This window comes from Achromobacter sp. Marseille-Q4954 (assembly GCF_943737025.1).
Taxonomy (GTDB): domain Bacteria; phylum Pseudomonadota; class Gammaproteobacteria; order Burkholderiales; family Burkholderiaceae_B; genus Achromobacter; species Achromobacter bronchisepticus_A.
In genome coordinates this window covers 44,976-69,209 of sequence record NZ_CALSFQ010000001.1, presented here as the reverse complement: position 1 = coordinate 69,209, position 24,234 = coordinate 44,976, and the positions used below count along the sequence as shown (strand labels likewise).

The window sequence follows — 24,234 nt, the reverse complement described above, 5'->3', positions numbered from 1 at the left end:
AATGCGTAAATTTGCACCTGGTCGTATGTGGCGTGGCGCCGTTTGCCTGGCGGGCTTGCTGGCCCTGGGCGGATGCGGCATGTTCTCCCATGATGACGGCCGCTACGATCCCGCGCCCCTGACCGAATACAAGGCCGGCATGTCCGTGCGCCAAGTCTGGAGCGTCTCGGTCGGCAGCGGCTCGGGACTGGGCTTTGCGCCCACGGTGCTGGGCGACGCCGTCTACGCCGCCACGCCCGATGGTTCGGTGGGCAAGTTCGACCTGCAGAGCGGCCGCGCCATCTGGAAAGCCAAGGTCGACGGCAAGCTGTCAGCCGGCGCCGGCAGCGATGGCACCACTACCGCCGTGGCCGCGCCGAACGGCGACGTCGTCGCCTTTGACGACACCGGCAAGGTGAAGTGGAAAGTCCGTGCCACCAGCGACGTGACCATTCCGCCCGTCGTGGGCTATGGCATCGTCGTGGTCCGCAGCGGCGACTACCGCATCCAGGCCTTCGACGCCAACAGCGGCGAACGCGTCTGGAACGTGCAGCGCCCGGGTCCCTCGCTGGCCCTGCGCAGCGTGTCGCAGATGGTCCTGGCCGAAGGCCTGGTCATTACCGGCCTGCCGGGCGGCAAACTGATGGCCATCGCGTCCAACAGTGGTAACGTGCAATGGGAAGGCACCGTGGCGACGCCGCGTGGCGCCAGCGACCTGGAGCGCCTGACCGACGTGGTCGGCGCGCCTCGTATCGCGGGCAATCTGCTTTGCGGCGTGGCTTATCAGGGACGCATCGTCTGCTTCGACGTCACCGCCGGCGGCCGCCCGTTGTGGGCCAAGGACTTCTCCAGCGTCAGCGGCCTGTCCCTGGACGAACGCTTCGCCTATGCGGCGGACCAGAACAGTGTGGTCAACGCATTTGCGCTGGATAATGGCGGCAACGTCTGGAAGCAGGCGGCATTGAAGAACCGCCAGGTCACCGCGCCCGCCATGCTGGGCGGTGCGCTGGCAGTGGGCGACCTGGAAGGCTATGTGCATTTCCTGTCGCGTAGCGACGGCAGCCTGATGGCGCGCCTGTCGGTAGGCGGCGGTCCCGTGGTGTCGCCGCCGCAGACCACCCCCCAGGGAGTGCTGATCCAGACGGGCAATGGCAACCTCGTCCTGATCGGCGCCAACTAAAACCTATAGAACAAAGCCTTACACCGTGTCTTTCAAGCCTGTCGTCGCCCTGGTCGGCCGCCCCAATGTGGGGAAGTCGACCCTATTCAACCGCCTGACGCGATCGCGCGCCGCGCTGGTGGCCGATTACTCCGGCCTGACCCGCGATCGCCATTACGGCGAGGGCAGGGTAGGCGAGATCCCCTTCATCGTCATCGATACCGGTGGTTTCGAACCCGTCGCCAAGGACGGCATCCTGCTGGAGATGGCGCGCCAGACCCGGCAGGCCATCGCCGAGGCCGATGTCGTGGTGTTCCTGGTTGATGCCCGCGCGGGCATCAACGCCCATGACCACGAAATCGCCCAGCTGCTGCGCAAATCCGGCCAGCAGCGCGTGCTGCTGGCGGTGAACAAGGCGGAAGGCATGGGCGCCAGCGGCGCCATTTCCGAGTTCCATGAACTCGGGCTGGGCCAGCCTTATCCGATTTCCGCGGCGCACGGCGACGGCATCGTCGACCTGATCGAGCTGGCGCTTCGAGATCTGGCCGAGCCGCCCGCCGAAGAAGACGCATTCGAAGAGGCTGAGCACGATCACCGCATCAAGCTGGCCATCGTCGGCCGCCCCAACGTGGGCAAGTCCACGCTCATCAACACCTTGATGGGCGAAGAGCGCGTGATCGCGTTCGACATGCCGGGCACGACCCGCGACGCCATCGAGATCGACTTCGAGCGCGACGGCCGCCGCTACACGCTGATCGACACCGCCGGCCTGCGCAAGCGCGGCAAGGTGTTCGAGGCGGTCGAGAAGTTCTCCGTCATCAAGACGCTGCAGGCCATCGAGGCCAGCAACGTCGTGCTGCTGATGCTGGATGCGCAGACCGAAATCTCCGAGCAGGATGCGCACATCGCCGGCTTCGTGTTGGAAACGGGGCGCGCCGTGGTCGTGGCCATCAACAAATGGGACGGCCTGGACAGCGAAGCCAAGGAACGCATCGAACGCGAATTCCAGCGCAAGCTGCGCTTCCTGTCGTTCGCGCGCATGCACACCATTTCGGCGCTGCGCGGGCAGGGCGTGAAGCCTTTGCTCAAGTCGATCAACGCGGCGCACGCCGCGGCGTTCGCCAAGCTGTCCACGCCCAAGCTGACGCGCGAGCTGCAGATCGCTGTCGAGCAACAACAGCCGCCCCGCAAGGGCATCTTCCGTCCCAAGATGCGCTACGCGCACCAGGGCGGACAGAACCCGCCGCTGGTCATCATCCACGGCAACGCGCTGGACGCCATTCCGGACTCCTATCGCCGTTACCTGGAAACGCGTTTCCGTAACGCGTTCGATCTGGCCGGTACGCCGCTGCGCATCGAATTCAAGTCTTCGCACAACCCCTACACGCAGGAAAGCTGATCCATGAGCCGCTTCTGGAGTCCCGTGGTCGGGACGCTCAGTCCGTATGTTCCGGGCGAGCAGCCCAAGCTTCAGAACCTGGTCAAGTTGAACACCAACGAGCATCCGTATGGGCCGTCGCCCAAGGTGCTCGACGCGATCCGCTCTGCCTGCGACGACACGCTGAAGCTCTACCCGGACCCCTCGTCCGACCGCCTGCGGCAGACCATTGCCGGCACGGTCGGCGTGCAGCCGGGCCAGGTCTTCGTGGGCAACGGTTCCGACGAAGTGCTGGCGCATGTGTTCCTGGCGCTGCTCAAGCATGAGCGCCCGCTGCGCTTTCCGGACATCACTTACAGCTTCTATCCGGTCTATTGCGGTCTGTACGGCATCCAGTACGAAACGGTGCCGCTGACGGCGGATTTCAGGATCGCCGTCGAAGACTATCTGCCCGGCGGCAAGGGGCAGGCGGGCGCCATCATCTTCCCGAATCCCAATGCGCCCACCGGCCGCGCGCTCAGCGCGGCGGAAGTCGAGCGCATCGTGGCCGGCAATCCCGACGCGGTCGTCGTGGTGGATGAGGCCTACGTGGATTTTGGCGGAGAGTCCGTCATTCCTTTGGTGGACCGCTACGACAACCTGCTGGTCGTGCAGACGCTGTCCAAGTCGCGTTCGCTGGCGGGCTTGCGCGTCGGTTTTGCCGTGGGCAGCGCCGAGCTCATCAACGGGCTGGAGCGTGTAAAGAACAGTTTCAACTCCTACCCCATCGACCGTCTTGCCTCCGCGGGTGCGGTGGCGGCCCTGGAAGACGTGGAGTACTTTGAACGCACTCGCCAGGCCGTGATCGAAACCCGCTCGCGGATGACGGCGGGCCTGCAATCCCTGGGCTTCGAAGTGCTGCCCTCGGCCGCGAACTTCGTGTTTGCGCGGCACCCCTCAAAGGATGCCGCCGGCCTGGCCGCCGCCTTGCGCGAGCGCAGCATCATCGTGCGCCACTTCCGCCATGAACGCATCGATCAGTTTTTGCGAATTACCGTGGGCACCGATGAGCAGTGCGAACTGCTGTTGAAGGCGCTTGCGGAGGTCCTGCAGGCTTGAGCGGCAGCAGCTTTCCAGTCGGAAAACTCTGGTGTCACTTTTGCTTCCTGCCCAAGTAGCACGGGCCGGGAAAACCCTGTAGAGTACAAGTTTCGGCGTACCCCACCAGTACAGAAGTACGCCACCACTCAATAACAAACAAATGGAGCCTGGCCAATGAGCAATAAAGGGCAAACTCTGCAAGATCCGTTCCTGAACACGCTGCGCAAGGACCATGTGCCCGTGTCGATCTACTTGGTGAACGGCATCAAGCTTCAAGGGCAAATCGAATCCTTCGACCAGTACGTGGTGCTGCTGCGCAATACGGTCACGCAAATGGTCTACAAGCACGCCATTTCGACCGTCGTTCCCGCGCGTGCCGTGAATTTCCAGGTGGAAGGTCCCTGCTGAGTAATCTCGCTCCAGCTTTACCTTTTATTGCCCGCCGGACGGTCCTCCTCGGCGGGCATTTTCGCTTTGGCTCCAATATGGTGCATGTATGCGCGCTCTGATTATCAGCGTCGATCTGGGAGATCCGGACTTCGCGGCCCATGCCGAGGAATTCGCCATGCTGGCCAAGGGCGCTGGCGCGGAAATCGTCGGCACCTTGACGGCGCGGCGGGACAGACCCGACGCCAAGTTCTTCATCGGTTCAGGCAAGGCCGATGAGGGTGTGGCGATGGCCCAGGCCTTGCTGGCCGACATCGTCCTTTTCGACCAGCCGCTGTCCCCCGCGCAGCAACGCAACCTGGAACGCGCCTTCAACCTGCGCGTGGTGGATCGCGTTGCGCTCATTCTCGACATCTTCGCGCTGCGCGCGAAGAGCCATGAAGGCAAGCTGCAGGTCGAATTGGCCCAGCTGCAGCATCTGGCCACGCGCCTGACCCGCATGTGGAGCCACCTGGAACGGCAGCGTGGCGGTATCGGCATGCGCGGGCCGGGTGAATCCCAGCTGGAAATGGACCGCCGCATGATCGGCGCCAAGGTCAAGGTGCTGCGCGAACGTCTGGACAAGGTCGAACGCCAGCGCGTGACCCAGCGCCGGGCGCGCGCGCGCGGCGGTGCGCTGTCGGTATCGCTGGTCGGCTATACCAACGCCGGCAAGTCCACCTTGTTCAATGCCCTGACGCGCGCAGACAGCTACGCCGCCGATCAGTTGTTCGCGACGCTGGATACGACCACGCGCCGCATCTGGATCGAAGGGGCGGGCTCGGTGGTGGTGTCCGACACGGTCGGGTTCATCCGCGATCTGCCCCACGGCCTGATTGCGGCGTTCCGCGCCACCCTGGAAGAAACCGTGCATGCCGACCTGCTGCTGCACGTGGTCGATGCCGCCAGCCCGCAGCGCGACGAACAGATCTTCGAGGTCAACAAGGTTCTGGCCGAAATCGGCGCGGCCGCGATTCCCACCATTCTGGTCTACAACAAGATCGATCTTGCCGGATTGGAGCCGCGGGTGGAACGCGATGCACATGGTACGATTGCGCGAGTATTTGTAAGCGCCACCGAGCGCGCCGGTTTGGATGCGTTGCGCGGGGCAATTGCGGAAACCGGACAGATTGTGGGAAACAATGCCGCGAATTATCAAACTCTTCAATCTGAATGACCCCGGCTGGGGTCGTGGGAACAACAATGGCTCCGAGCCGCCGCCCAAGCGGCCCCAAGGCAACGGAGACGGCCCTCCCGACCTGGACGAGGTCTGGCGCGATTTCAACAATCGCATCGGATCGTTGTTCGGGCGCAAGGGCGGGGGCGGCAATAACCGCCCCGGAAACCGCGGCGGCATGACGCCGCCGTCGCCGCGCGGTGCGCGCATCGGCCTGGGGGTGATCGCCCTGGTCGCGGCCGGCATCTGGTTGGCCAGCGGTTTCTACATCGTGCAGGAAGGCCAGGTCGCGGTTGTGACACAGTTCGGCAAGTACAAGTCGACGTCGCAAGCCGGTTTCCAATGGCGCCTGCCGTATCCCATTCAAAGCCACGAAATGGTCAACGTGTCGCAACTGCGCACGTTCGAAGTCGGTTTCCGTGGCGGCGCGCGCAACAAGGTCCTGCCTGAAGCGCTGATGCTTACGACGGACGAGAACATCGTCGATATGCAGTTCGTCGTGCAGTACCGCCTGCGTGCCGACGGCGCGCCCGATTACCTGTTCATGACGCGCGACCCGGACGAATCCGTCCGCCAGGCCTCAGAAACGGCCATGCGCGAAGTCGTGGGCAAGCAGTCCATGGACTTCGTGCTCTACGAAGGCCGCACCACGGTGGCCACGCAAGTGCAAACCCTGATGCAGCAGATCCTGGACCGCTACCAGACCGGCGTGCAGGTCAGCACCGTGGCGATCCAGAACGTGCAGCCGCCTGAACAGGTGCAGGCCGCGTTCGATGACGCCGTCAAGGCAGGTCAGGACCGCGAGCGCCAGATCAACGAAGGCCAGGCCTACGCCAACCAGGTCGTGCCGCTGGCCAGCGGCCAGGCCTCCCGCATGACGGAGCAGGCCGAGGGTTACAAGGCCAAGGTTGTCGGCGACGCCCAGGGTAATACCTCGCGCTTCACCAGCATCCTCGGCGAATACGAGAAGTCGCCGCAGGTCATGCGCCAGCGCATGTATCTGGAAAGCATGCAGGAGATCTTCACGCGCGCCAGCAAGGTCATGGTCGACACCAAGAGCAACAACAACATGCTGTACCTGCCCTTGGACAAGATCATGCATCTGGCCGCTCAGGACGCCAGCAAGTCCGGTGTCGCCGGTTCCGGTTCGACCACGCTGGCTCCGCCCGCGCAGTCGCCGGCGCGCGGTAGCGCCGCGCCGGTGCCTCAGTCTTCCGGCAGCAGCAATAGCAACACGCTGCCTCGCGACCGTACGTCGCGCTAACCCGGAGGAGTCCTGATCATGCAACGTCTCATGCCTATCCTGGTCGGCCTGCTCATCGTGCTGGCCGCCCTTTCTTCCTGCGTCTTCGTCGTGCGCGAGCGCGACTATGCCCTGGTGTTCTCGCTGGGTGAAGTACGCAAGACCATCAGCGAACCCGGCCTCTACTTCAAGGCGCCGCCTCCGTTCCAGAATGTCGTGACGCTTGACAAGCGCATTCTGACCATCGAAACCAACGAAGCCGAACGCATCCAGACTTCCGAAAAGAAGAACCTGCTGATCGATTCGTACGTCAAGTGGCGCATTCTGGATCCGCGCCAGTACTACGTGTCCACCGGCGGCAACGAGCGTGTGGCGCAGGAGCGCCTGCAGGCGCTGATCCGCGACGCGCTGAACGCCTCGGTCAACGTGCGCACGGTGCGCGACGTGGTCTCGACCGAACGCGACAAGATCATGGCCGAAATTCTGACCAACGTCGCCAAGCGCGCCGAGCCGTTGGGCGTCCAGATCGTCGACGTGCGCCTGCGCCGCATCGAGTTCGCGCCGGAAATTTCGGAATCGGTGTACCGCCGCATGGAAGCGGAGCGTACGCGCGTCGCCAACGAGCTGCGCTCCATCGGCGCCGCCGAAGGCGAAAAGATCCGCGCCGAAGCCGACCGCCAGCGTGAAGTCATCGTGGCCCAGGCCTACGCCAAGGCCCAGGGCATCATGGGTGAGGGCGATGCCGCGGCCGCCGCGATCTATTCGCAGGCCTACGGCAAGAACCCGCAGTTCTACACGTACTACAAGAGCCTGGAAGCCTACCGCGCTTCGTTCTCGAAGCCGGGCGACGTGCTGGTTGTCGACCCCAGCTCCAGCTTCTTTCAGTTCATGAAGGACCCCACCGGCGACGCCCTGGCGCCGGTCACCGTGCCGGCCAAGTGACGCGGCGACGGTAATGCGGAAAAAAGCCCCTTGGAAGTCCAAGGGGCTTTTTGCTTGCGGGCAGGGCGGCATCCTGGGATCCCCCGCAATAAGGGACGGTTGTGCTGTCCCGGCTGGCGTTGGTCGCCGAACCATGTACAATACCCCGTAAGCTAGAAAACATTCCGCAGCGGCTGAGCGGGCTTACGCCCCCTCAGCCGCTTTTTCGTTTGGGCGACGCCCACGCATCACTTGGCGTTCTTCAGGTAAACATTCATGGGTAACTGGTTGCTGCCCGAGAGCCTTGCCGACGTACTTCCGGCAGAGGCCCGGCGCATCGAGGAATTGCGCCGCGAACTTCTCGATCTGTATCGCACTTACGGTTTCGAGCTGGTCGCGCCGCCCCTGGTCGAATACATCGATTCATTGCTGTCCGGCACGGGCAGCGATCTGGATCTGCGCACTTGCAAGCTGGTCGACCAATTGTCCGGACGCACGCTGGGCGTGCGCGCGGACATGACGCCCCAGGTTACGCGCATTGACGCGCACTTGTTGAACCGGGCTGGCGTTACCCGCCTGTGCTATTGCGGCAATGTGCTGCATGCCCGCCCGGCGGACCTGCTGGCCAGTCGCGAGCTGCTGCAGATCGGCGCTGAAATCTACGGCCATGCCGGTTTCGAGGCCGACCTGGAGATCATCCAGCTGGTGCTGGAAACGGTGGCAATTGCCGGCGTGCGTAACCCGAGGCTCGATCTGTGTCATCCGGGCGTGCTGCGCGCGCTCCTGGAGTCCGATCCGGCGGCAACGGCCCTGTCGCAGGACGTCATCCTGCTGATGCGCGAGAAGGACGTTCCGGGGCTGGGCGAACTGGCCGAACGGGCTCCCGGCCTGCGTGCAGAGACCCTGAAGGCCTTGCAATTGCTGCCCAAGCTGTACGGCGGGCCGGAAGTGCTGAAGGAGGCGCGCCGTGAGCTGCCCCTGCTGCCGGGCGTCGTGGCGGCGTTGGACGCCCTGCAATTGGTGGTCGACGCCATGCCCAATGTGGCGTTTGGCGTGGACTTGGCCGACGTCGGGGGCTATGGCTACCATTCCGGCGTGAAGTTCGCGCTGTATGCCGAAGGCTGGCGCGATGCGCTGGTCAGCGGCGGCCGTTATGACGATGTCAGCCGTGCGTTTGGCCGGGCCCGCCCCGCCACCGGCTTCAGTCTTGATTTACGCAAGCTGGCGGCGGGTTTGCCGCCGGCGGAAAGGGCGCGTGCGGTACGCGCGCCCTGGGGGCAAGCCCCCGCCCTGACCGAGGCGGTGCGCCGCCTGCGCCGGTCGGGGGAAATTGTCGTTCAGGTATTGCCCGGTCACGAGCAGGATCAGGACGAATTCGTTTGCGATCGCGAGCTGGCGCTGCAGGATGGCGCCTGGACGGTCAGAACGCTGTGACTAACCCCCTCTCGGCAACGAGAGGGCCGCGGGGAGATTTCCGGATTTCCCGAGAAACTCGATATTGATTCGTAACATGAGCAAGAACGTAGTCGTAATCGGCACCCAGTGGGGTGACGAGGGCAAGGGCAAGATCGTCGACTGGCTGGCGGAATCCGTCCAGGGCGTGGTCCGCTTCCAGGGCGGTCACAACGCCGGCCATACGCTGTGGATCAACGGCAAGAAGACGATTCTCCGCCTGATCCCGTCGGGCATCATGCATCCCGGCGTCACCTGCTTCATCGGCAACGGCGTCGTGCTGTCCCCGGAAGCCCTGCTCAAGGAAATCGAAGAGCTTGAGGCCGCCGGTCTGGACGTGCGTTCGCGCCTGCAGATTTCCGAAATCTGCCCGCTGATCCTGCCGTACCACGTCGCCATCGACAAGGCGCGCGAAGCGCGCAAGGGCGACGGCAAGATCGGCACGACCGGTCGCGGCATCGGCCCCGCCTATGAAGACAAGGTCGCCCGCCGCGCGCTGCGCGTGCAGGACCTGTTCAATCCCGCGCTGTTCGACGAAAAGCTGGCCGAAGTGCTGGATTACCACAACTTCGTGCTGACCAAGTACCTGGGCGCCGAGGCGGTTTCCGCCAACGAAGTGCGCGACCAGGCCATGGCGCTGGCTCCGGCCATCGCCCCGATGGTCAAGGACGTGTCGAGCAACCTGTATGCCATGCAACAGGAAGGCAAGCGCCTGCTGTTCGAAGGCGCGCAGGGCGCTTTGCTGGACGTCGATCACGGCACCTATCCCTTCGTCACCAGCAGCAATTGCGTGGCTGGCGCGGCGTCGGCTGGCGCAGGCGTCGGTCCGCAGCAGTTGGACTACGTCCTGGGCATCACCAAGGCCTACACGACCCGCGTCGGTTCGGGCCCGTTCCCCACGGAGCTGGTCGACGAGATCGGCACCCGCCTGGCCACGATCGGCAAGGAATTCGGTTCCGTTACGGGCCGTCCGCGCCGCTGCGGCTGGTTCGATGGCGCCGCGCTCAAGCGCTCGGTCCGCCTGAACGGCATCACCGGCCTGTGCATCACCAAGCTGGACGTGCTGGACGGCCTGGAAACCATCCAGCTGGGCGTCGGCTACCGCGTCAATGGCGAATTCCGCGACGTGCTGCCGTACGGCGCGCATGCCGTGGCGCAGGCGCAACCGGTGCTGGAAGAACTGCCCGGCTGGAGCGAATCCACCGTCGGCATCACCGAGTACGACAAGCTGCCCCAGGCAGCGCGTCGCTACCTGGAGCGCGTGGCCGAAGTTTGCGGCGTGCCCATCGACCTGGTGTCGACCGGCCCGGACCGTAATGAAACCATTGTGCTGCGTCATCCCCTGAAGGGCTGACATCGGGTTATTATTCGCAAGGCCGCCGCCGGTCTCATACCGGCGGCGGCCTTTTCGTATTTATTAAGCAGGAGATGCTTGCCTATGAGCACGCCGACCAATGATGACAGCCATCTGTGGGTGACGTGGGACGACTACAACCGCCTGATCGAGCGCCTAACCTTGCAGGTGCATCAATCGGGTTGGAAGTTCGACAAGATTCTTTGCCTGGCGCGCGGCGGCATGCGCGTCGGTGATGTTATGTCCCGTATTTTTGACGTACCCCTGGGCATCCTGGCCACGAGCAGCTATCGCGAAGCGGCCGGCACCAAGCAGGGCGACATGGATATCGCCCAGTTCATCACCATCACGCGCGGCACCCTGTCCGGGCGAGTGTTGCTGGTGGACGACATGGTCGATACCGGCAAGACCTTCAGCAAGGTCTACGATCACCTGAAAAGCCAGTTTGCCGACATTACCGAGCTGCGCAGCGCGGTGTTGTGGTGGAAGGGCCATTCCCAGGCGACGCCGGACTACTACGTCGACAAGCTGCCGACGAACCCCTGGATCCACCAGCCGTTCGAAGATTACGACAGCCTGCGTCCGCATCAGCTCGAGGCCTGGATCCGCAAGGGCTCCAAGAGCTGAGCATGGCGTTCCGGCAGGAGAGGGCATTCTGGCCGCCCAGGGCGCCAGACTGTCCCTCCAGTAGTCAAAGTGGCCGTGACCATGCTAGAATCGCTGGTTATCGCTAAACCGAACTTGGCTTGTTACTCTTTGGGTAGTCTTTGGGTAACGGAAACAGCCAGCGGAAATCCGGGATGGGTCTGTGGTTCAGGGCTGCCAAGCAGCGCTGAAGCCGGTCCGGCGCCTGGATTGCGCTTTCAAGGTTCCCCGTTCGCGGTACCTGCCTCTGTTGGTATGATTTCAGTATCGACGAGGCCGTTTACGCGTACCTGGACCCGCGCAGCGTTGCTGGTAAGCAAGCCAGGTTTGTCATCAACTTTTGTTACCCTACAAGCAGGCCAATCACTTTATGCCTATCGTTCGACTGAAGGAAAACGAACCGTTTGAAGCCGCTCTGCGCCGCTTCAAGCGCACCATCGAAAAGACCGGTTTGCTCACCGAGCTGCGTTCGCGCGAGTTCTATGAGAAGCCCACGGCTGAGCGCAAGCGCAAGCACGCCGCCGCTGTGAAGCGCCACTACAAGCGCATCCGTAGCCAACAACTGCCCCCGCGCCTGTATTGATCTTTGATTCCCGAATCTATTGATTCCAGAATCATTCATCCAGGATTTGCTCGCCCGAGTCGACGTCGTCGACATAGTCGGGCGATACGTGCAGTTGAGAAAGGGCGGGGCCAACTTGCTTGGCCTGTGCCCTTTTCATAACGAAAAAAGTCCCTCGTTCACTGTCAGCCCCACCAAGCAGTTCTATCACTGTTTCGGTTGCGGGGCGCATGGCAGCGCCATCACCTTCCTGATGGAACACACGGGCGCCAGTTTCCCCGATGCCGTGCGTACGCTCGCGGCGTCGGCGGGAATGACGGTCCCCGAAGAAAATCGCAGTCCACGCCAGCAGCAGGAATCCGCGCGCCGCAAGGCCGAGGAATCCCGCCACACGCAGGTGCTGGATGCCGCCCAGGCGCATTACCTCAAGCAGTTGCGGGCTTCGCCCGCGGCGATCCGCTATTTGAAGCAGCGTGGCCTGACCGGTGAAATCGCAGCGCATTTCGGCCTGGGATGGTCGGGCACAGACCGCCATGGCCTGTCGCAGGTCTTTCCGAATTACGAGGACCCCGTCCTGGTGGAATCCGGGCTGGTCATCGAATCCGAGGACGGCCGCCGCTACGACCGTTTTCGGGAACGTGTCATGTTCCCGATCCGCAATGCGCGGGGCAGTCTCATCGGTTTCGGCGGACGCATCATCGGCAAGGGCGAGCCCAAGTACCTGAATTCGCCCGAGACCCCGCTGTTTTCCAAGGGGCACGAGCTCTATGGGTTGTGGGAGGCCCGCCAGGCCATACGCCAGGAAGGGCAGGTCATTGTGGTCGAAGGCTACATGGACGTGGTCGGCCTGGCGCAGCAAGGTATCGCCAACGCGGTAGCGACGCTGGGCACGGCCACCACGCCGGACCACGTCAAGAAGCTGCTGCGCGCCAGCGACAAGGTCATCTTCAGCTTCGACGGAGACGGCGCAGGCCGGCGCGCCGCGTGGCGCGCACTGCAGGCTTGCCTGCCGGTGCTGCGCGACGACATTGCGATCCGCTTCCTGTTTCTGCCGTCGGAGCACGATCCCGACTCGTATGTGCGCGAACTGGGCGCGGAAGCTTTCCGGGCATGCCTGGGAGAGGCCGTCGCGCTGTCCCGCTTCCTGCTGGACGAGCTGGCCTCGCGGCACAACATGAACGAAGCCGAAGGGCGGGCCAGTTGCCTGCACGAGGCCAAGCCCTTGCTGGCCGCCATTCCCGAATGCGCGCTGCGTGTGCAGATAGAGCGGGAAATGGCAAAGCTGGTGCAGCTGACGCCGGAGGAAATGGCTCAGGTGCTGGCTCAGCAGCCCGCCAAGCCCTTCGCGCCCGCGCCCAAGCCCGGCGTCGCGGGAGGCGATGCAGGCGCTGCTGCGGCGCCTGGCCACGAGCCGGGCTATCCGGACACGGGCTACGACTTCGCCGGACACGATTTTCATGACATTCCGGCCGATGAGTCCGACTACGCGGACCAGGTTCATCTGCCGTCCCAAAGTTCCGACTTTGGTGGGGCAGGAGCTCAGCGCGGCGGCGGCAAGCAGGAGTGGAAGGGTAAGAGCGACTGGAAGGGCAAGAGCGACTGGAAGGGCGGCAAGGGCGGTTGGAAAGGCAAGCGCGACAATGATGTGGGCGGGTTCGAAGGCCGCCGCACCATGCCGTCGCTGGCCAAGCGCCTGCTGGGATTGTTGCTGGCGCATCCCGAACTGGTCGACTCCATGGGTGACCAGCAGCTTGAAGTCATCGACCACGGCCCCCATCTAGGTCTTGTAAGAGACCTGATCATGCTGGCGCAATCCAGCGGCGCCCGCCACGTCGGCGCTTTGCTGGAAGCCGCGGAGCCGGATTCGGATCTGGCCACAGTGCTGAAGGGCCTGCGGGCTGACATCCTGTCCCAGGAAGACCTGCCTGATCCGCAAACGGAATGGGACGATGCCTTGAGGCGCATCGAGTTTGACTCGGCCAAGTTGGAAATGGCCAAGCTCGCTGCGGCGGGTCTGGCCACGGAAGATGCGCGCAAGCGCTATCAGGAGCTATCCAGCCGCATGGTAGTGCTGAAAGGTGCTGGCGTGCGCTAAATGCGCTAAAATCAAAGGTTGTCCGTTCGCAAAGCGTGTTTTTGGGGGCGGGGCGGATAGAACTGGGCGGGTGTGTGCATTGCGCGAACCTGCCTGATCTGTCTTTGATGTACGCGGATTGTGGTGCTGGCAGTTGATTGCGGCCTGATTCTTGCTGAATTTGGCGGTAATCCTCGTGCCACGGTGCGCAGGCAACAAGAAATGCATTCGGCGGGCGGAATCTATTCCGGCAGCCGGAATCTAATGGATGTATAGGGTTTGACGCGGTACCGGCGATCCGGACGCGGCGGATGCTCCAGATAATGGAACGTTGGATGCGCAACGGCAGAAATAAAAGCGGATGCGCGCGTCAAATTTGTTACATAGTTAATTAATATAGCTAAGCGGTGAATCAAGCAGTCCGGCGGCGGTTATCTCCGCATGGCGTTAGTGGTTTGGGTGCTGTGTCTACTCAGCTGCTTGGGGCAAAGGCCCGATAAGCAAGCAAAGCCTATTTATAGGCAGGCAGCCCCCCCGACGCCCGGGAGCCTCCGCAGGATGAGGTCATGCACGCAAGGCGCAAGTACGGTATCGCACCGGAACGGCGCCAAGCGGGCTCGCAAGAGTTGGCGCTGCGAACAACGCAGCCGCGTGATCTCCGCTGATTTACCTGATTTACCCGTATAAGCGCCGTGTTGGGCTGCCGTCCAAAGCGGCTTCATGCGGTGCAACATGCCCGAACGGGTTGCGACGACCACGGAAGCGACTATGACCAAATCCACCGGCAAATCCTCCTCTGCAATTGATGCGGCCGAAACCAAGGCCACCACGGCCAAGCGCGTCGTAAGCATGGCAGCGGAAAAGGCGCCCGCCAAGACGGCGGTGAAGGTCGCCAAGCCCGCAGCCAAGACGGCCGCCAAAAAGGCGACCAAGGCTGCCGCGGCTGACAAGCCCGAGAAGGTGACCAAGGCTCGCGCCAAGAAGGCCGAAGACAAGCTCGCCGACCTGGTGGGCAGCGCGCGCCCCGCGCCCAGCGGCCGCCGCCCGGGACGTCCCGCCAAGAACGCGAACAACGACTCCGACGGCTTTGACGACACCATGGACGGCGACGGCGAAGTTCTGCCCGATCTGAAGCCGCCCAAGCGCGGCGGCAAGCGCGGCAAGGCCGATCCCAAGGACCTGATCGCCCGCGGTCCCGTCACGCCCGAAGAATACGAAGCGCGCCGCAACCGCCTGAAGCAGCTGATCAAGCTGGGCAAGGACCGCGGCTACCTGACCTACGGCGAAATCAACGATCATCTGCCCGACGACCTGGTCGATGCGGAAGCGATCGACGGCATCATCAGCACGTTCAGCGACATGGGCATCGCGGTCTACGACCAGGCGCCCGATGCCGAAACGCTGTTGATGAGCGAAAACGCGCCGGTCGCGTCCAACGACGACGACGTCGAAGACGAAGCCGAAGCCGCGCTGACGACCGTGGATTCGGATTTCGGCCGCACCACGGACCCGGTGCGCATGTACATGCGTGAAATGGGCTCGGTGGAACTGCTGACGCGCGAAGGCGAAATCGAAATCGCCAAGCGCATCGAAGACGGCCTGAAGCACATGGTCATGGCCATCTCGGCCTGCCCGACCACGATCAACGAGATCCTGGCCCACATCCTGCGCGTGCGCGAAGGTCAAGCCCAGATCGACGAAGTGGTCGACGGCCTGGTCGATCCGGAAGACGGCGAAGAGTACGCCGGCGCCGGCGTTTCCGCCGAGGAAGACGAAGGCGATGACGGCCCCGCCGGCGGCATGTCCAGCAAGCAGCTGGAAGACCTGCGCGTGAAGGCCCTGGCCAAGTTCGACGAAGTCGGCAAGCAGTTCGAAAAGATGCGCCACTCGTACGAGAAGGACGGCTACAAGTCGGACGTCTACGTGCGCGCCCAGGAATCCATCCAGAACGAACTGATGGGCATCCGCTTCACGGCCAAGATGGTCGAGAAGCTGGCGGACACCCTGCGTCAGCAGGTCGAGGAAGTGCGCCAGCTCGAACGCGCCGTCCTGCACACGTGTGTGGACCGTGCCGGCATGCCGCGCACGCACTTCATCAAGGTGTTCCCGGGCAACGAAACCAACATGCAGTGGGTTGTCGACGAAGTGGCCGCTGGCCATCCGTACGCCGAAACGCTGGAGCGTCAGATTCCCGCCGTGCAGGAACTGCAGCAGAAGCTCATCGACCTGCAAACGCGCGTCGTGCTGCCGCTGAAGGACCTGAAGGACGTCAACAAGCGCATGGCCACCGGCGAAGCCAAGGCTCGCAAGGCCAAGCGCGAAATGACCGAGGCCAACCTGCGCCTGGTGATCTCGATCGCCAAGAAGTACACGAACCGCGGCCTGCAGTTCCTGGACCTGATCCAGGAAGGCAACATCGGCCTGATGAAGGCCGTGGACAAGTTCGAGTACCGTCGCGGCTACAAGTTCTCGACCTACGCGACCTGGTGGATCCGTCAGGCCATCACGCGTTCCATCGCCGACCAGGCGCGCACCATCCGTATTCCGGTTCACATGATCGAAACGATCAACAAGATGAACCGGATCAGCCGCCAGATCCTGCAGGAAACCGGCGCCGAGCCGGATCCCGCGACCCTGGCGCAGAAGATGGACATGCCCGAGGACAAGATCCGCAAGATCCTGAAGATCGCCAAGGAACCGATCTCCATGGAAACGCCTATCGGTGACGACGACGACTCGCACCTGGGCGATTTCATCGAAGACACGTCCACGCTGGCGCCTTCCGACGCGGCTTTGCACGGTTCCATGCGCGATGTGGTCAAGGAAGTGCTAGACTCTCTCACCCCGCGTGAAGCCAAGGTCCTGCGCATGCGTTTCGGCATCGAAATGAGCACCGACCAGACCCTGGAAGAAGTGGGCAAGCAGTTCGACGTCACGCGCGAGCGCATCCGCCAAATAGAGGCGAAAGCGCTGCGCAAGCTGCGTCACCCCAGCCGGGCCGATAAGCTGAAGAGCTTCCTGGAAGGGCAGTAATCGTTTTCTGGGCCTCTAGCTCATGCCTGGTTAGAGCAGCGGACTCATAATCCGTTGGTGCCGAGTTCGACTCTCGGGGGGCCTACCAAGAAAGTCCTGTTAATTCAGGCACCTACAGCCGCCAGCAATGGCGGCTGTTTCTTTTCCGGCGTCTGCTGTGACCAAAACGTGACCGTTTCGGCGTGTGCGGCAAGGTGTGTCGGCGCCAGGTGGGCGTACTTCTGGACCATCTCGATTCGCTCCCAACCGCCCAGTTCCTTCAGGACCATCAGCGGTGTGCCGGCCTGGACGTGCCACGATGCCCAGGTGTGGCGCAGGTCGTGAAAATGGAAGTCCTCGATGCCGATGGCGCAGCATGTCCGCTCGAACATGCGGGCGTCTACCTGGCTGATCTTGGCGACCTCTCGGCCAGCGCGTGCCGCGCGCGTGAAGATCAGGGAATCGTGAATCCCGCGCCGGCGCTCCAGGACTGCCAAGGCGTCCGCGTTGAGTGGCACCGCACGCGCCCGTTTGGATTTCGCGCGCCCGTGGGTGACCCAGGCATGGCTCCGCGCCGTGTCGACCTGCGACCAGGTCAGAGAGAGGATCTCGTCTGCACGCATGCCGGTGGCCACGGCGAACAGGGCCACCTCCTTGAGCCAGTCCATGGCGATCGCCTGGATCAGCGTGGTGATGACCGGCCGCGGCTCCCAGCGCACGCGCACGTCAGGCTCTTCGAACTGCGTGATTTTCGGCAGCTTGGCGATCCAGTTCCATTCAACGCACAGGGACAGGATGCGCCGAATAGTGGCCAGATATCGATTCTTCGTCGCAGGCTTGATCGCCACCGTGGCGCGGTGCTTGTAGGGGCGCAGAACTCCGAGCGCCTGCTGTTCCTGGTTCATCGCCAGGTGCTGGTGAATCTGGCGCATCAAATCCATGTCCGGGGTTGGCGGGTCAAACTCGTGAACCCCATAGCCACGAGATTCCTGCTCTCCCACCAGTGCATCTTCATCAAGCTCACTGAGGTCAACATCAACCTCTATCGCTGAGAACGTTTGGGTACCTTGGCATGAGCGCATGGTGATCATCGCCGAGTACCCACAGAAGAACGCCATGTTCGGCCACTTGGACGCCAGGGCACGGGTCAAGGCTGCGCGCGAATGGATCGCCAATACCACGGGCGTGGCCCTAACCGACACCGAATACAAACTGTACTTAGGGCTCTTCCGCAGCCAGGTAGAAAGGAGGCTGGCGTGAAGTACGCGCACGAAGTGCTGGACTTGATGGAAGCTTACCCGGCGCGGTCGTTCAGGGCAGGGGAGTTGGTGCGGCATGCCACGCGCGGTAGGTTGCTTGCCGCAGCAGAGCGTGAAGCCGCCCGTAAGGTGGTGAAGCGAGTGCGGGATGCGCTGATTGCAACCGGCGCGGTGTCGATCACCCACCCGGCGGAAGTATCAGGCGCATCCGCTGAGTACTCCGTGTCCCGCTTCCGGGACGTGAGCCCCACAAAAGCGGGACAAGAAGCGGGACAATACGTCCGGGCTCTTGCGTCCTGAGGAAATGAGCGTTGCGGTTCTTAGCCCATGCCCAGCATCTTCGTAAAGTCTGCGGCGCTGTTGCCAAGCTTGACTAGGGAAGTCATGCCGTTTGTCGCCGCATTTACTGCGGATACTGATTTGTTAAACCAACGGCCGAACCTATCCAGGATGGTGGTTTGAACTTCATCATCGCTCTGGGCCGCCGCGGCGAGTACTTCTTTGTCTGAGTGAATTGCACCAATCGATTTTTCGATGGATTCTTTCAGTTTTTCTGCGCCTCCGATAGTGTACGTATCAAGCGCATCCCTAGCACCGCTCAAATGTCTTTCGATAGCTACTTTCAGTGCAGGGGGCACATCGTCCTCGTTGAGCAGCTGCTCCAGTTCAACGATGAGTCCGTACATTTCAGTAAGTTGATCTTCGGACAACTGGCTTTCGACTTTATCAAGAACAACTACCGCCCATTCCAGACTAACAGTGGTTAGTTCATCAATCTTTGGCTTCAGGGAACTCCATGGATTGCTGAAGGTCGCGGCAGAGAGAACTGCGCGGGCTTGGTTGATGGCGTGACGATACGCAGACTTTGGGACGCTTCTCCGACTGAGCTGCTTTTCAAGTTGAGATACTTGATCATTAGCTGTCAGGATGTATTGGGTCACCTTCAAGGAGTCCCAGCCTTCTACGCCTGTATAAGATTGCAGGAACTGGCTCCAGTCTTCGTGGGAGCTGTTCGCGTGAGCTATCTTCTGCGGGTGTTTAGCCATGGCGCGGAGAAGGGCGAGCAAACGGGCGGCTGTATTTTCGAGGCTCGACATATAGCGTGACGGATCAATTGGAAGACGAGACTTATAACACGCAGTTACATGGGTAGTCCTCGATCGTTAGTCACTGATGGGCTCAGGTTTTCGGGTGGTGACAGACACGCAGCGCTGCTTCTAGAAAGATTCCGTCGAAAATAGCCGCGTCCGGGCGGCTTTTTTGTTTCCAGCGAGGGGGGCAATTGGAGCGTTTGACGCCCCGCGCAGCCTCGTTGCCAGGTATCACACTCCAACTTCCGCTTAGTTTAGGTTCTCGAGTGTTGCGAGAGCCGATTGTCAAATACGCGAGGCTCTCCCGGGCGGGCGAAGGAGGGGAGTTTGCATGACCTACTGGTCGTGGTCGTTATTTTCCTGCGAAAACAAGCCGGCAGTTGAAACAACGTCGAATGGCAAGTGCAGAGTGCACTGAGCGTCGCGGCCCGACACAATAACATCCTGAAGGTCGCTACGGATTTCAGTTCGCGCTGTCCGAATATGGTCATAGACTGCAGGCACGGCGACCTTGGAAGTGCTGAAGTACCAAAATAGAAGCTCGCTAAGCGATAGCTTTCCAGATTGGTCGTTTAACCGAGCGGAAGAATGTTGGAGGGACTGTTCCGTCCAGGCGGTTTGTTTCAAGGTGTCGGCGAACTTGCGATAATCCCATTCAGGTCCTTGGGCGTGGAGCAGAGTCTCGAACACTAGAGGATAGGACCGATGTAGAAGCGATAGAAAGGCTAGCCACAGAGCAGGTATTGGGGCGTTCGACGGATAGAAGTCGCAGCTAAAAAGGAAGGTGGTGTAAGCCTGTTGTTGCTGACGCAACGTCACGCCTAAGGCTTGGCAAATCCCCGCCCACACTTCGACGCCACGAGATTCTTTGTGGTAGGCGGGGAAGTAAAAACTGCCATAGAGCCGTCGAGACTTGGAAGCGCTATTGCTTTGCTGGAACAATAGTCTTGCAAATTGATCACCGGAGGGCAGTGGCAGTCGCAGTTCCTGATCAAAGAATCTCCCAAGATAATCTCGCCCATTGAAGTGCGGCCCGTAAACTGCCTGAATGGACGCGGCAAGCTGAGACAGGTTTGTGGAGAACACGAAGCAGACATTACGAACGCTGAAGAGGTGCTTCACTCCTTCAAGTAGCTGTATGGCGAAGCTAGGCCTACATCTGTCGAGCTCGTCAATGACGACGAAAACTGGCCCCTCAGACGCCTTTGCCAGCGAGCTCGCAAGTCTCTCCAGATTTTCCCGAAATTTCTTGACAGAGGCATGCCTTAGCTCGTGGTCTGCCATGATCTGATCAAGGTATTTTGCTACTGCCTGGTCGAATGCGCTGCTAACGATCTTTTCCGAATATTCATTCTCGGCTTCGCCGCCTGTTGCCGCTTCTGCTATCTCATCAACGGACATACCTACGAGTTTCTTGACAGTCGCGCTCAAGAGAGCTTTACCCACAGGTTTGATGGCTCGCTTCATGCTGGCCATGGTATCGCTGAGGGCGCTTTCTATCTCTCTGGCTGTCGCCGCCGTGTCGATCACTCGAGTAGTTTGATCTTTTACTTGTCGGCTGATCTCCGACATAAAGGCCAAAGCGGGATCTCCCGCTTGATCATGTTGCCATGCGTCGAATTCGATGACGCAGAGCCGGTTGGCGCGTAGCTGGGCCATCCATCGCTCAACAAAGAACGTCTTGCCTGACCCCCACCGCCCATCTATAGCAATAGACAAGGGTGCACCGCCGCTCGCCTCAAAGCGGGTCACCATGTGTTTCTCGAGCATTTCCGCAAGATTACGACGTTCCAAAACGTCGTCATGCCACGGATCGTTGTCGTCTTGGGGCGTTATTGCGTACTGAGACATTTGTAAGGCTGTTCCATTGGAAGTTTAGGGGTGTGGCCGACAGTGGTTTTTAAATGTAACATTTGATGGGCGAAATATGCCGCTGACAGACAAACAGCGCCGCTTCGTGGATGAGTACCTCGTTGACCTCAACGCCACGCAAGCGGCGATAAGGGCGGGGTACAGCCGGAAGACTGCCTCTTCTCAAGGCGAACGCCTGTTGAGAAATGTTGAGATTGCTGCTGCTCTTGCCGCCGCTCAGCATGAGAGGTCCGCTCGGGTGAAGATCGACGCCGACTACGTTCTTGCCCGAATGGTTGAGATCGACCAGATGGATGTGCTGGACATCATGACCGACCGGATGGAGTTGAAGCCGGTTAGCGAATGGCCCAGGGTATGGCACCAGTATCTTTCGGGCTTTGATCTATCGGAGCTGTTCGAAGGCGCAGGTGACGGCAGTGCGGGCTTACATGTTCGCCCAGGCCGGAGTCTCGGGCGTGATCCTGTGCGGCCGGGAGTACATGAATAGCCCAGAAGACTCCTCGATGGAGGAGATCAAGCAGGCGATCCGTTCTGTGCCGTGGCTCGATGCCTATTTCGATGTTGGCGAGAAGTTCATTCGGACCCGCAACCGCCGGGTCTCGTACACCTTTCACAGGCCTGCGCCATAACTTGGACAAGGACTTCCCGTTTTCGGCCATTGCGGTCTTCATCGATCAAGGTCCGCACGTGTTCAGCACGTTGACCTCCAAGGCGGGAGGGGCGTTCGTCGTAACTCTATCGGATGTTTCGGCGAAAGCTGCTGTAGAGAACGGACTGGCAATGGTTTTGCGGCATAAGTTGCAATAATGCTCGCACCTGCTTTTGCGTAAGTGCTACTGCATAGACCGTGCGGCAACAAAAGACCGCTCGAGGCGGGCTGTGGGGCGGTCGTGACGCGCTATACATCAACTTCTTTGAGTACTTCGCCGAGGCCCCGCATCATCGCAAATGGTTGGGCGGGCTTCTGCGGTTCCCTTATCGCGTTGGCACAGGAAGACAGCGCGCATGCCGTCAGGACGAATTTGTTGGGCAGTGGGCGATTAGGACCAAACCATCGCGGGTTCCGGTCCCTCTCTATGGCCACCAGTTTGTTCACCAGATCGCGTGGGCTGCACCCAGATCCGTATGCTTGGAACTGAGCCACGGCCTGCCGTTACTCCGGAACTTTCGTATTGGCCTTTGCTCTGATCTCTCTTTGTGCACGACTGCAATGGAGAACTCCGATGAAATCCAAAGCCCTGCCTGGTACTGCCCTGGACCCGCTGGCTTTCGAGGCGGAAGCCCTGGCGTGGAGCGGCGTTCGCCCAATGGCGCCTGACATCTCAATGATGTCTCCCAGTGAGCTGATGAGGCATGCCTTGGTGAAGCTGGAAAGTTCGTCCGTTCACCAGACTCCGGAGAAAGTTGCCGCAATCCAATACCTGACCAGTGCATTGAGCATGGTCAGCGTTGTCACATGCAGCTAAGTGGGATCAAGGAACTGCGTCTGCCGCAGGCAAGGGAACAAGGCAGGCAGTGCATCAGTCGATGACTTCCGCGCAAGCATCCGTCGGCGCGGCAGCGACGTCGCCGACGACCGGCACGATCTTGATGGCGGCAGATGCAATGCGGCAAGGGGCGGCGACGACACCGCAGCCGGAAGCGAACATGCATAGCATTGAGACCAGAATCCACTTCATCGGACGTGCTCGGAAAAAATTGATCAAGGCGCGGCCTGGGTACGGGCTGGCGGTGTCGCACGGCGTCGATGTTGGTCATGTCCAGACGCAGATTTGCTTCTGAAGAAAATGTGCACGATGCCTGGCGCAGGCGGCATTCTGCTCTGTGTCTCCCCGCCGATTATTGGGGAAATGCTGGCCAAGTGTAATGACACTTGCTCGTATTGGAACAGGAGGTAACGCAGAGCCCGCTTGCAGGGCGCCAGGGCCGGAAATCCCAGGTAGGATGGTGGCGTTCCTTTCGGGTGTGCCTGGAAGGGGCGTCCAACAACAATAAGGAGCGCTACATGCTTGATACTCTCCCCAAGGCAGGCCGGGCCGGCGTGATCGCCGCGATGCTCGGCGTGGCAAGCCTGGTGTTCACCGGCTGCACCACGACCACCGCCCAATCCTCGGCCACGGCCGCGGAAAAGCGGCAGGAACTCGATACCGCGGCCGACGCGACCCTGACCAAGCTTTATCAGTCCTCGTCCCAGGCCAAGCAATTGGTGGAACGCGCGCGCGGCGTGCTGGTGTTTCCGGGCGTGCTGAGCGCGAGCTTTATTGTGGGAGCCCAGCATGGAACCGGCGTGCTGCGCGTAGGCGGGTCGGATACCGGCTACTACAGCATCACGGGCGGCTCCATCGGCTTGCAGGCCGGCGCGCAGTCCAAGGCGATGGTGGTGCTGTTCATGACGGAGGGCGCCCTGGCCAAGTTCCGGGCCAGCAGCGGCTGGACGGTGGGGGCGGATGCTACCGTCGCCGTGGCCAATGTGGGCGTCAACGGCAGCATCGATACCTACACCGCGCAGCAACCCATCGTCGGTTTCGTCTTGAACAATGGCGGCCTCATGGCCGGAGTGTCGGTGGACGGCAGCAAGATTTCACCGCTGCTGTTGTAAGAGGCGCGCGCGCCTCATAAGCCCATGGCTTGCTCCCAAGGTAATTGGGGCGGCAGGGCTTCCACCATCGCATCTACAAAAGCGCGGATGCGCGGCGACAGGTGCCGGTTCGGCAGATAGACCAGCTGGACCGGCGCGCCGGGCGCCATCCAATCGGTCAGCACCAGTTTCAGGCGTCCGTCCAGCACGGCGGACTCCGCGATGAAGCTGGCCATGCGGGCAATGCCGGCGCCTGCCACCACGGCGTCCAGGATGGCTTCCGGATGGTTCACGTTCAGATTGCCGCCGGGCGTGATCGTGTAGCGCTCATCACCTTTCTGGAAATCCCATTCGTGATATCGGCCGGTCTGCCATTGGACGTAGGCCAGGCAATTGTGCCGTTCCAGCTCGTCGGGCGTGGCCGGTGCGCCATGCGTGGCCAGATAGGCGGGGCTGGCGCAGGTGACGTAGCGCAGCCGGGACAAGGTCTTGGCGATCACGCGCGAATCGGCCGTAACGCCGATGCGTATGGTGGCGTCCAATCCTTCTTCGGCCAGATTGGGCATGCGGTCGCTGAAATCGGCGTTGATCGATAGCTCCGGATAGCGCGCGGTCAGCGACAGCAGCGCGGGCATGATGACCTTTCTGCCCAAGCCGACCGGCGCATGCACGCGCAGCTTGCCGCGCGGGCTCACGCTGGCTCCCGTCACTTCGGCCTCGGCGGCTTCCACTTCCAGCAGGATGTGGCGGCAGCGCTGCAGCAGCAACTCGCCATCGTCGGTCAGCGACAGGTTTCGCGTGGTGCGGTTGAGCAGCTTCACGCCCAACTTGGCTTCAAGCAGCGAAACGCTCTTGCTTACCGCTGCGGTTGAAATGTCGAGCCGGTGCGCCGCGGCCGTGAAGCTGCCGCTGTCCGCGACGCGTACGAAATTCAGAACATGCTTGAGATGGTCTATCAGGATGTACATGGCT

General features: G+C 61.7%; 23 protein-coding genes and 1 tRNA gene. 19 read left to right on the top strand and 5 right to left on the bottom strand.

What is annotated here, in order from left to right; genetic code table 11:
* The first annotated feature begins 1 nt into the window (after window position 1).
* From bamB to NGK62_RS00260, 14 genes are all read left to right on the top strand, one after another.
* Entirely contained in the window at window positions 2–1,159 is a 1,158-nt protein-coding gene (gene bamB, locus NGK62_RS00325) for an outer membrane protein assembly factor BamB (protein WP_059378957.1), read from the top strand.
* A gap of 25 nt (window positions 1,160–1,184) precedes the next feature.
* The gene (der, locus tag NGK62_RS00320; protein ID WP_059378959.1) at window positions 1,185–2,537 is read left to right on the top strand and encodes a ribosome biogenesis GTPase Der; all 1,353 of its coding nucleotides are present in this window, start codon (window positions 1,185–1,187) and stop codon (window positions 2,535–2,537) included.
* Window positions 2,538–2,540: 3 nt separating this feature from the next.
* Entirely contained in the window at window positions 2,541–3,614 is a 1,074-nt protein-coding gene (gene hisC, locus NGK62_RS00315; protein ID WP_251877039.1) for a histidinol-phosphate transaminase, read from the top strand.
* A 156-nt stretch (window positions 3,615–3,770) separates the two neighbouring features.
* Window positions 3,771–4,004 carry an RNA chaperone Hfq gene (gene hfq / locus NGK62_RS00310; RefSeq protein ID WP_251877036.1) on the top strand — a complete coding sequence of 78 codons (234 nt, stop codon included), beginning with the start codon at window positions 3,771–3,773 and terminating at the stop codon, window positions 4,002–4,004.
* Between the two features lie 88 nt (window positions 4,005–4,092).
* Window positions 4,093–5,199: a GTPase HflX gene (gene hflX / locus NGK62_RS00305; protein WP_059378961.1), complete on the top strand. Its 1,107-nt coding sequence runs from the start codon at window positions 4,093–4,095 to the stop codon at window positions 5,197–5,199.
* The gene (hflK, locus tag NGK62_RS00300; protein ID WP_054458647.1) at window positions 5,165–6,463 is read left to right on the top strand and encodes an FtsH protease activity modulator HflK; all 1,299 of its coding nucleotides are present in this window, start codon (window positions 5,165–5,167) and stop codon (window positions 6,461–6,463) included. Before hflX ends, hflK begins: the two co-directional genes overlap by 35 nt.
* A gap of 18 nt (window positions 6,464–6,481) precedes the next feature.
* Entirely contained in the window at window positions 6,482–7,384 is a 903-nt protein-coding gene (gene hflC / locus NGK62_RS00295) for a protease modulator HflC (RefSeq protein ID WP_059378965.1), read from the top strand.
* A gap of 255 nt (window positions 7,385–7,639) precedes the next feature.
* Entirely contained in the window at window positions 7,640–8,797 is a 1,158-nt protein-coding gene (locus tag NGK62_RS00290; protein ID WP_118933164.1) for an ATP phosphoribosyltransferase regulatory subunit, read from the top strand.
* A gap of 76 nt (window positions 8,798–8,873) precedes the next feature.
* The gene (locus NGK62_RS00285; RefSeq protein ID WP_042792859.1) at window positions 8,874–10,169 is read left to right on the top strand and encodes an adenylosuccinate synthase; all 1,296 of its coding nucleotides are present in this window, start codon (window positions 8,874–8,876) and stop codon (window positions 10,167–10,169) included.
* Window positions 10,170–10,253: 84 nt separating this feature from the next.
* On the top strand, window positions 10,254–10,796 hold the full coding sequence (locus tag NGK62_RS00280; protein WP_042792860.1) for a phosphoribosyltransferase: 543 nt from the start codon (window positions 10,254–10,256) through the stop codon (window positions 10,794–10,796).
* Between the two features lie 388 nt (window positions 10,797–11,184).
* Window positions 11,185–11,397, top strand: coding sequence for a 30S ribosomal protein S21 (gene rpsU, locus NGK62_RS00275; RefSeq protein WP_006218592.1), 213 nt, complete (start codon window positions 11,185–11,187; stop codon window positions 11,395–11,397).
* 19 nt (window positions 11,398–11,416) lie between these two features.
* Window positions 11,417–13,471, top strand: coding sequence for a DNA primase (gene dnaG, locus NGK62_RS00270; RefSeq protein WP_251877034.1), 2,055 nt, complete (start codon window positions 11,417–11,419; stop codon window positions 13,469–13,471).
* Window positions 13,472–14,218: 747 nt separating this feature from the next.
* Window positions 14,219–16,483 carry an RNA polymerase sigma factor RpoD gene (gene rpoD / locus NGK62_RS00265; RefSeq protein ID WP_059378969.1) on the top strand — a complete coding sequence of 755 codons (2,265 nt, stop codon included), beginning with the start codon at window positions 14,219–14,221 and terminating at the stop codon, window positions 16,481–16,483.
* 9 nt (window positions 16,484–16,492) lie between these two features.
* Window positions 16,493–16,571 (top strand) — tRNA-Ile (locus NGK62_RS00260).
* 16 nt (window positions 16,572–16,587) lie between these two features.
* Here the strand turns inward: NGK62_RS00260 and NGK62_RS00255 are convergent.
* Window positions 16,588–17,553 carry a tyrosine-type recombinase/integrase gene (locus tag NGK62_RS00255; protein WP_251877033.1) on the bottom strand — a complete coding sequence of 322 codons (966 nt, stop codon included), beginning with the start codon at window positions 17,551–17,553 and terminating at the stop codon, window positions 16,588–16,590.
* Here NGK62_RS00255 and NGK62_RS00250 point away from each other — a divergent pair.
* Both NGK62_RS00250 and NGK62_RS00245 read left to right on the top strand, forming a co-directional pair.
* Entirely contained in the window at window positions 17,543–17,722 is a 180-nt protein-coding gene (locus tag NGK62_RS00250) for a hypothetical protein (protein ID WP_251877031.1), read from the top strand. The genes NGK62_RS00255 and NGK62_RS00250 overlap by 11 nt on opposite strands.
* Window positions 17,719–18,021, top strand: a complete 303-nt coding sequence (locus tag NGK62_RS00245) for a hypothetical protein (RefSeq protein WP_251877029.1) — start codon at window positions 17,719–17,721, stop codon at window positions 18,019–18,021. Before NGK62_RS00250 ends, NGK62_RS00245 begins: the two co-directional genes overlap by 4 nt.
* A gap of 20 nt (window positions 18,022–18,041) precedes the next feature.
* Here NGK62_RS00245 and NGK62_RS00240 read toward each other — a convergent pair whose 3' ends face one another.
* Together NGK62_RS00240 and NGK62_RS00235 are read right to left on the bottom strand one after the other, a co-directional pair.
* Complete coding sequence (locus NGK62_RS00240) at window positions 18,042–18,818, bottom strand: hypothetical protein (protein ID WP_251877028.1); 777 nt, start codon at window positions 18,816–18,818, stop codon at window positions 18,042–18,044.
* 330 nt (window positions 18,819–19,148) lie between these two features.
* A complete protein-coding gene (locus NGK62_RS00235; RefSeq protein WP_251877026.1) occupies window positions 19,149–20,663 on the bottom strand; it encodes a KAP family P-loop NTPase fold protein in 1,515 nt (504 codons plus the stop codon).
* A gap of 76 nt (window positions 20,664–20,739) precedes the next feature.
* Between NGK62_RS00235 and NGK62_RS00230 the strand changes: the two genes are divergently transcribed.
* Together NGK62_RS00230 and NGK62_RS00225 are read left to right on the top strand one after the other, a co-directional pair.
* Complete coding sequence (locus tag NGK62_RS00230) at window positions 20,740–21,171, top strand: terminase small subunit (protein ID WP_251877024.1); 432 nt, start codon at window positions 20,740–20,742, stop codon at window positions 21,169–21,171.
* A gap of 736 nt (window positions 21,172–21,907) precedes the next feature.
* A complete protein-coding gene (locus NGK62_RS00225) occupies window positions 21,908–22,150 on the top strand; it encodes a hypothetical protein (RefSeq protein ID WP_251877022.1) in 243 nt (80 codons plus the stop codon).
* A gap of 54 nt (window positions 22,151–22,204) precedes the next feature.
* Here the strand turns inward: NGK62_RS00225 and NGK62_RS00220 are convergent, their stop codons facing one another.
* Entirely contained in the window at window positions 22,205–22,363 is a 159-nt protein-coding gene (locus tag NGK62_RS00220) for a DUF6726 family protein (protein WP_054458630.1), read from the bottom strand.
* A gap of 326 nt (window positions 22,364–22,689) precedes the next feature.
* Here NGK62_RS00220 and NGK62_RS00215 point away from each other — a divergent pair, with 326 nt between their 5' ends.
* On the top strand, window positions 22,690–23,283 hold the full coding sequence (locus tag NGK62_RS00215; RefSeq protein ID WP_059379036.1) for a BPSL1445 family SYLF domain-containing lipoprotein: 594 nt from the start codon (window positions 22,690–22,692) through the stop codon (window positions 23,281–23,283).
* A gap of 14 nt (window positions 23,284–23,297) precedes the next feature.
* Here the strand turns inward: NGK62_RS00215 and NGK62_RS00210 are convergent, their stop codons facing one another.
* Window positions 23,298–24,230: a LysR family transcriptional regulator gene (locus NGK62_RS00210; RefSeq protein WP_059378974.1), complete on the bottom strand. Its 933-nt coding sequence runs from the start codon at window positions 24,228–24,230 to the stop codon at window positions 23,298–23,300.
* Window positions 24,231–24,234 lie beyond the last annotated feature (4 nt).

Excerpts from the sequence above, each read along its gene's own strand:
- NGK62_RS00240 (WP_251877028.1), bottom strand. The coding sequence starts at position 18,818 with ATGTCGAGCCTCGAAAATACAGCCGCCCGTTTGCTCGCCCTTCTCCGC.
- bamB (WP_059378957.1), top strand. The coding sequence starts at position 2 with ATGCGTAAATTTGCACCTGGTCGTATGTGGCGTGGCGCCGTTTGCCTG.
- NGK62_RS00280 (WP_042792860.1), top strand. The coding sequence starts at position 10,254 with ATGAGCACGCCGACCAATGATGACAGCCATCTGTGGGTGACGTGGGAC.
- hfq (WP_251877036.1), top strand. The coding sequence starts at position 3,771 with ATGAGCAATAAAGGGCAAACTCTGCAAGATCCGTTCCTGAACACGCTG.
- NGK62_RS00250 (WP_251877031.1), top strand. The coding sequence starts at position 17,543 with ATGGTGATCATCGCCGAGTACCCACAGAAGAACGCCATGTTCGGCCAC.
- NGK62_RS00235 (WP_251877026.1), bottom strand. The coding sequence starts at position 20,663 with ATGTCTCAGTACGCAATAACGCCCCAAGACGACAACGATCCGTGGCAT.
- NGK62_RS00215 (WP_059379036.1), top strand. The coding sequence starts at position 22,690 with ATGCTTGATACTCTCCCCAAGGCAGGCCGGGCCGGCGTGATCGCCGCG.
- NGK62_RS00230 (WP_251877024.1), top strand. The coding sequence starts at position 20,740 with ATGCCGCTGACAGACAAACAGCGCCGCTTCGTGGATGAGTACCTCGTT.
- NGK62_RS00285 (WP_042792859.1), top strand. The coding sequence starts at position 8,874 with ATGAGCAAGAACGTAGTCGTAATCGGCACCCAGTGGGGTGACGAGGGC.
- rpsU (WP_006218592.1), top strand. The coding sequence starts at position 11,185 with ATGCCTATCGTTCGACTGAAGGAAAACGAACCGTTTGAAGCCGCTCTG.
- hflK (WP_054458647.1), top strand. The coding sequence starts at position 5,165 with ATGCCGCGAATTATCAAACTCTTCAATCTGAATGACCCCGGCTGGGGT.
- NGK62_RS00220 (WP_054458630.1), bottom strand. The coding sequence starts at position 22,363 with ATGAAGTGGATTCTGGTCTCAATGCTATGCATGTTCGCTTCCGGCTGC.
- NGK62_RS00210 (WP_059378974.1), bottom strand. The coding sequence starts at position 24,230 with ATGTACATCCTGATAGACCATCTCAAGCATGTTCTGAATTTCGTACGC.
- hflX (WP_059378961.1), top strand. The coding sequence starts at position 4,093 with ATGCGCGCTCTGATTATCAGCGTCGATCTGGGAGATCCGGACTTCGCG.
- rpoD (WP_059378969.1), top strand. The coding sequence starts at position 14,219 with ATGACCAAATCCACCGGCAAATCCTCCTCTGCAATTGATGCGGCCGAA.
- NGK62_RS00290 (WP_118933164.1), top strand. The coding sequence starts at position 7,640 with ATGGGTAACTGGTTGCTGCCCGAGAGCCTTGCCGACGTACTTCCGGCA.
- hisC (WP_251877039.1), top strand. The coding sequence starts at position 2,541 with ATGAGCCGCTTCTGGAGTCCCGTGGTCGGGACGCTCAGTCCGTATGTT.
- hflC (WP_059378965.1), top strand. The coding sequence starts at position 6,482 with ATGCAACGTCTCATGCCTATCCTGGTCGGCCTGCTCATCGTGCTGGCC.
- NGK62_RS00225 (WP_251877022.1), top strand. The coding sequence starts at position 21,908 with ATGAAATCCAAAGCCCTGCCTGGTACTGCCCTGGACCCGCTGGCTTTC.
- NGK62_RS00255 (WP_251877033.1), bottom strand. The coding sequence starts at position 17,553 with ATGATCACCATGCGCTCATGCCAAGGTACCCAAACGTTCTCAGCGATA.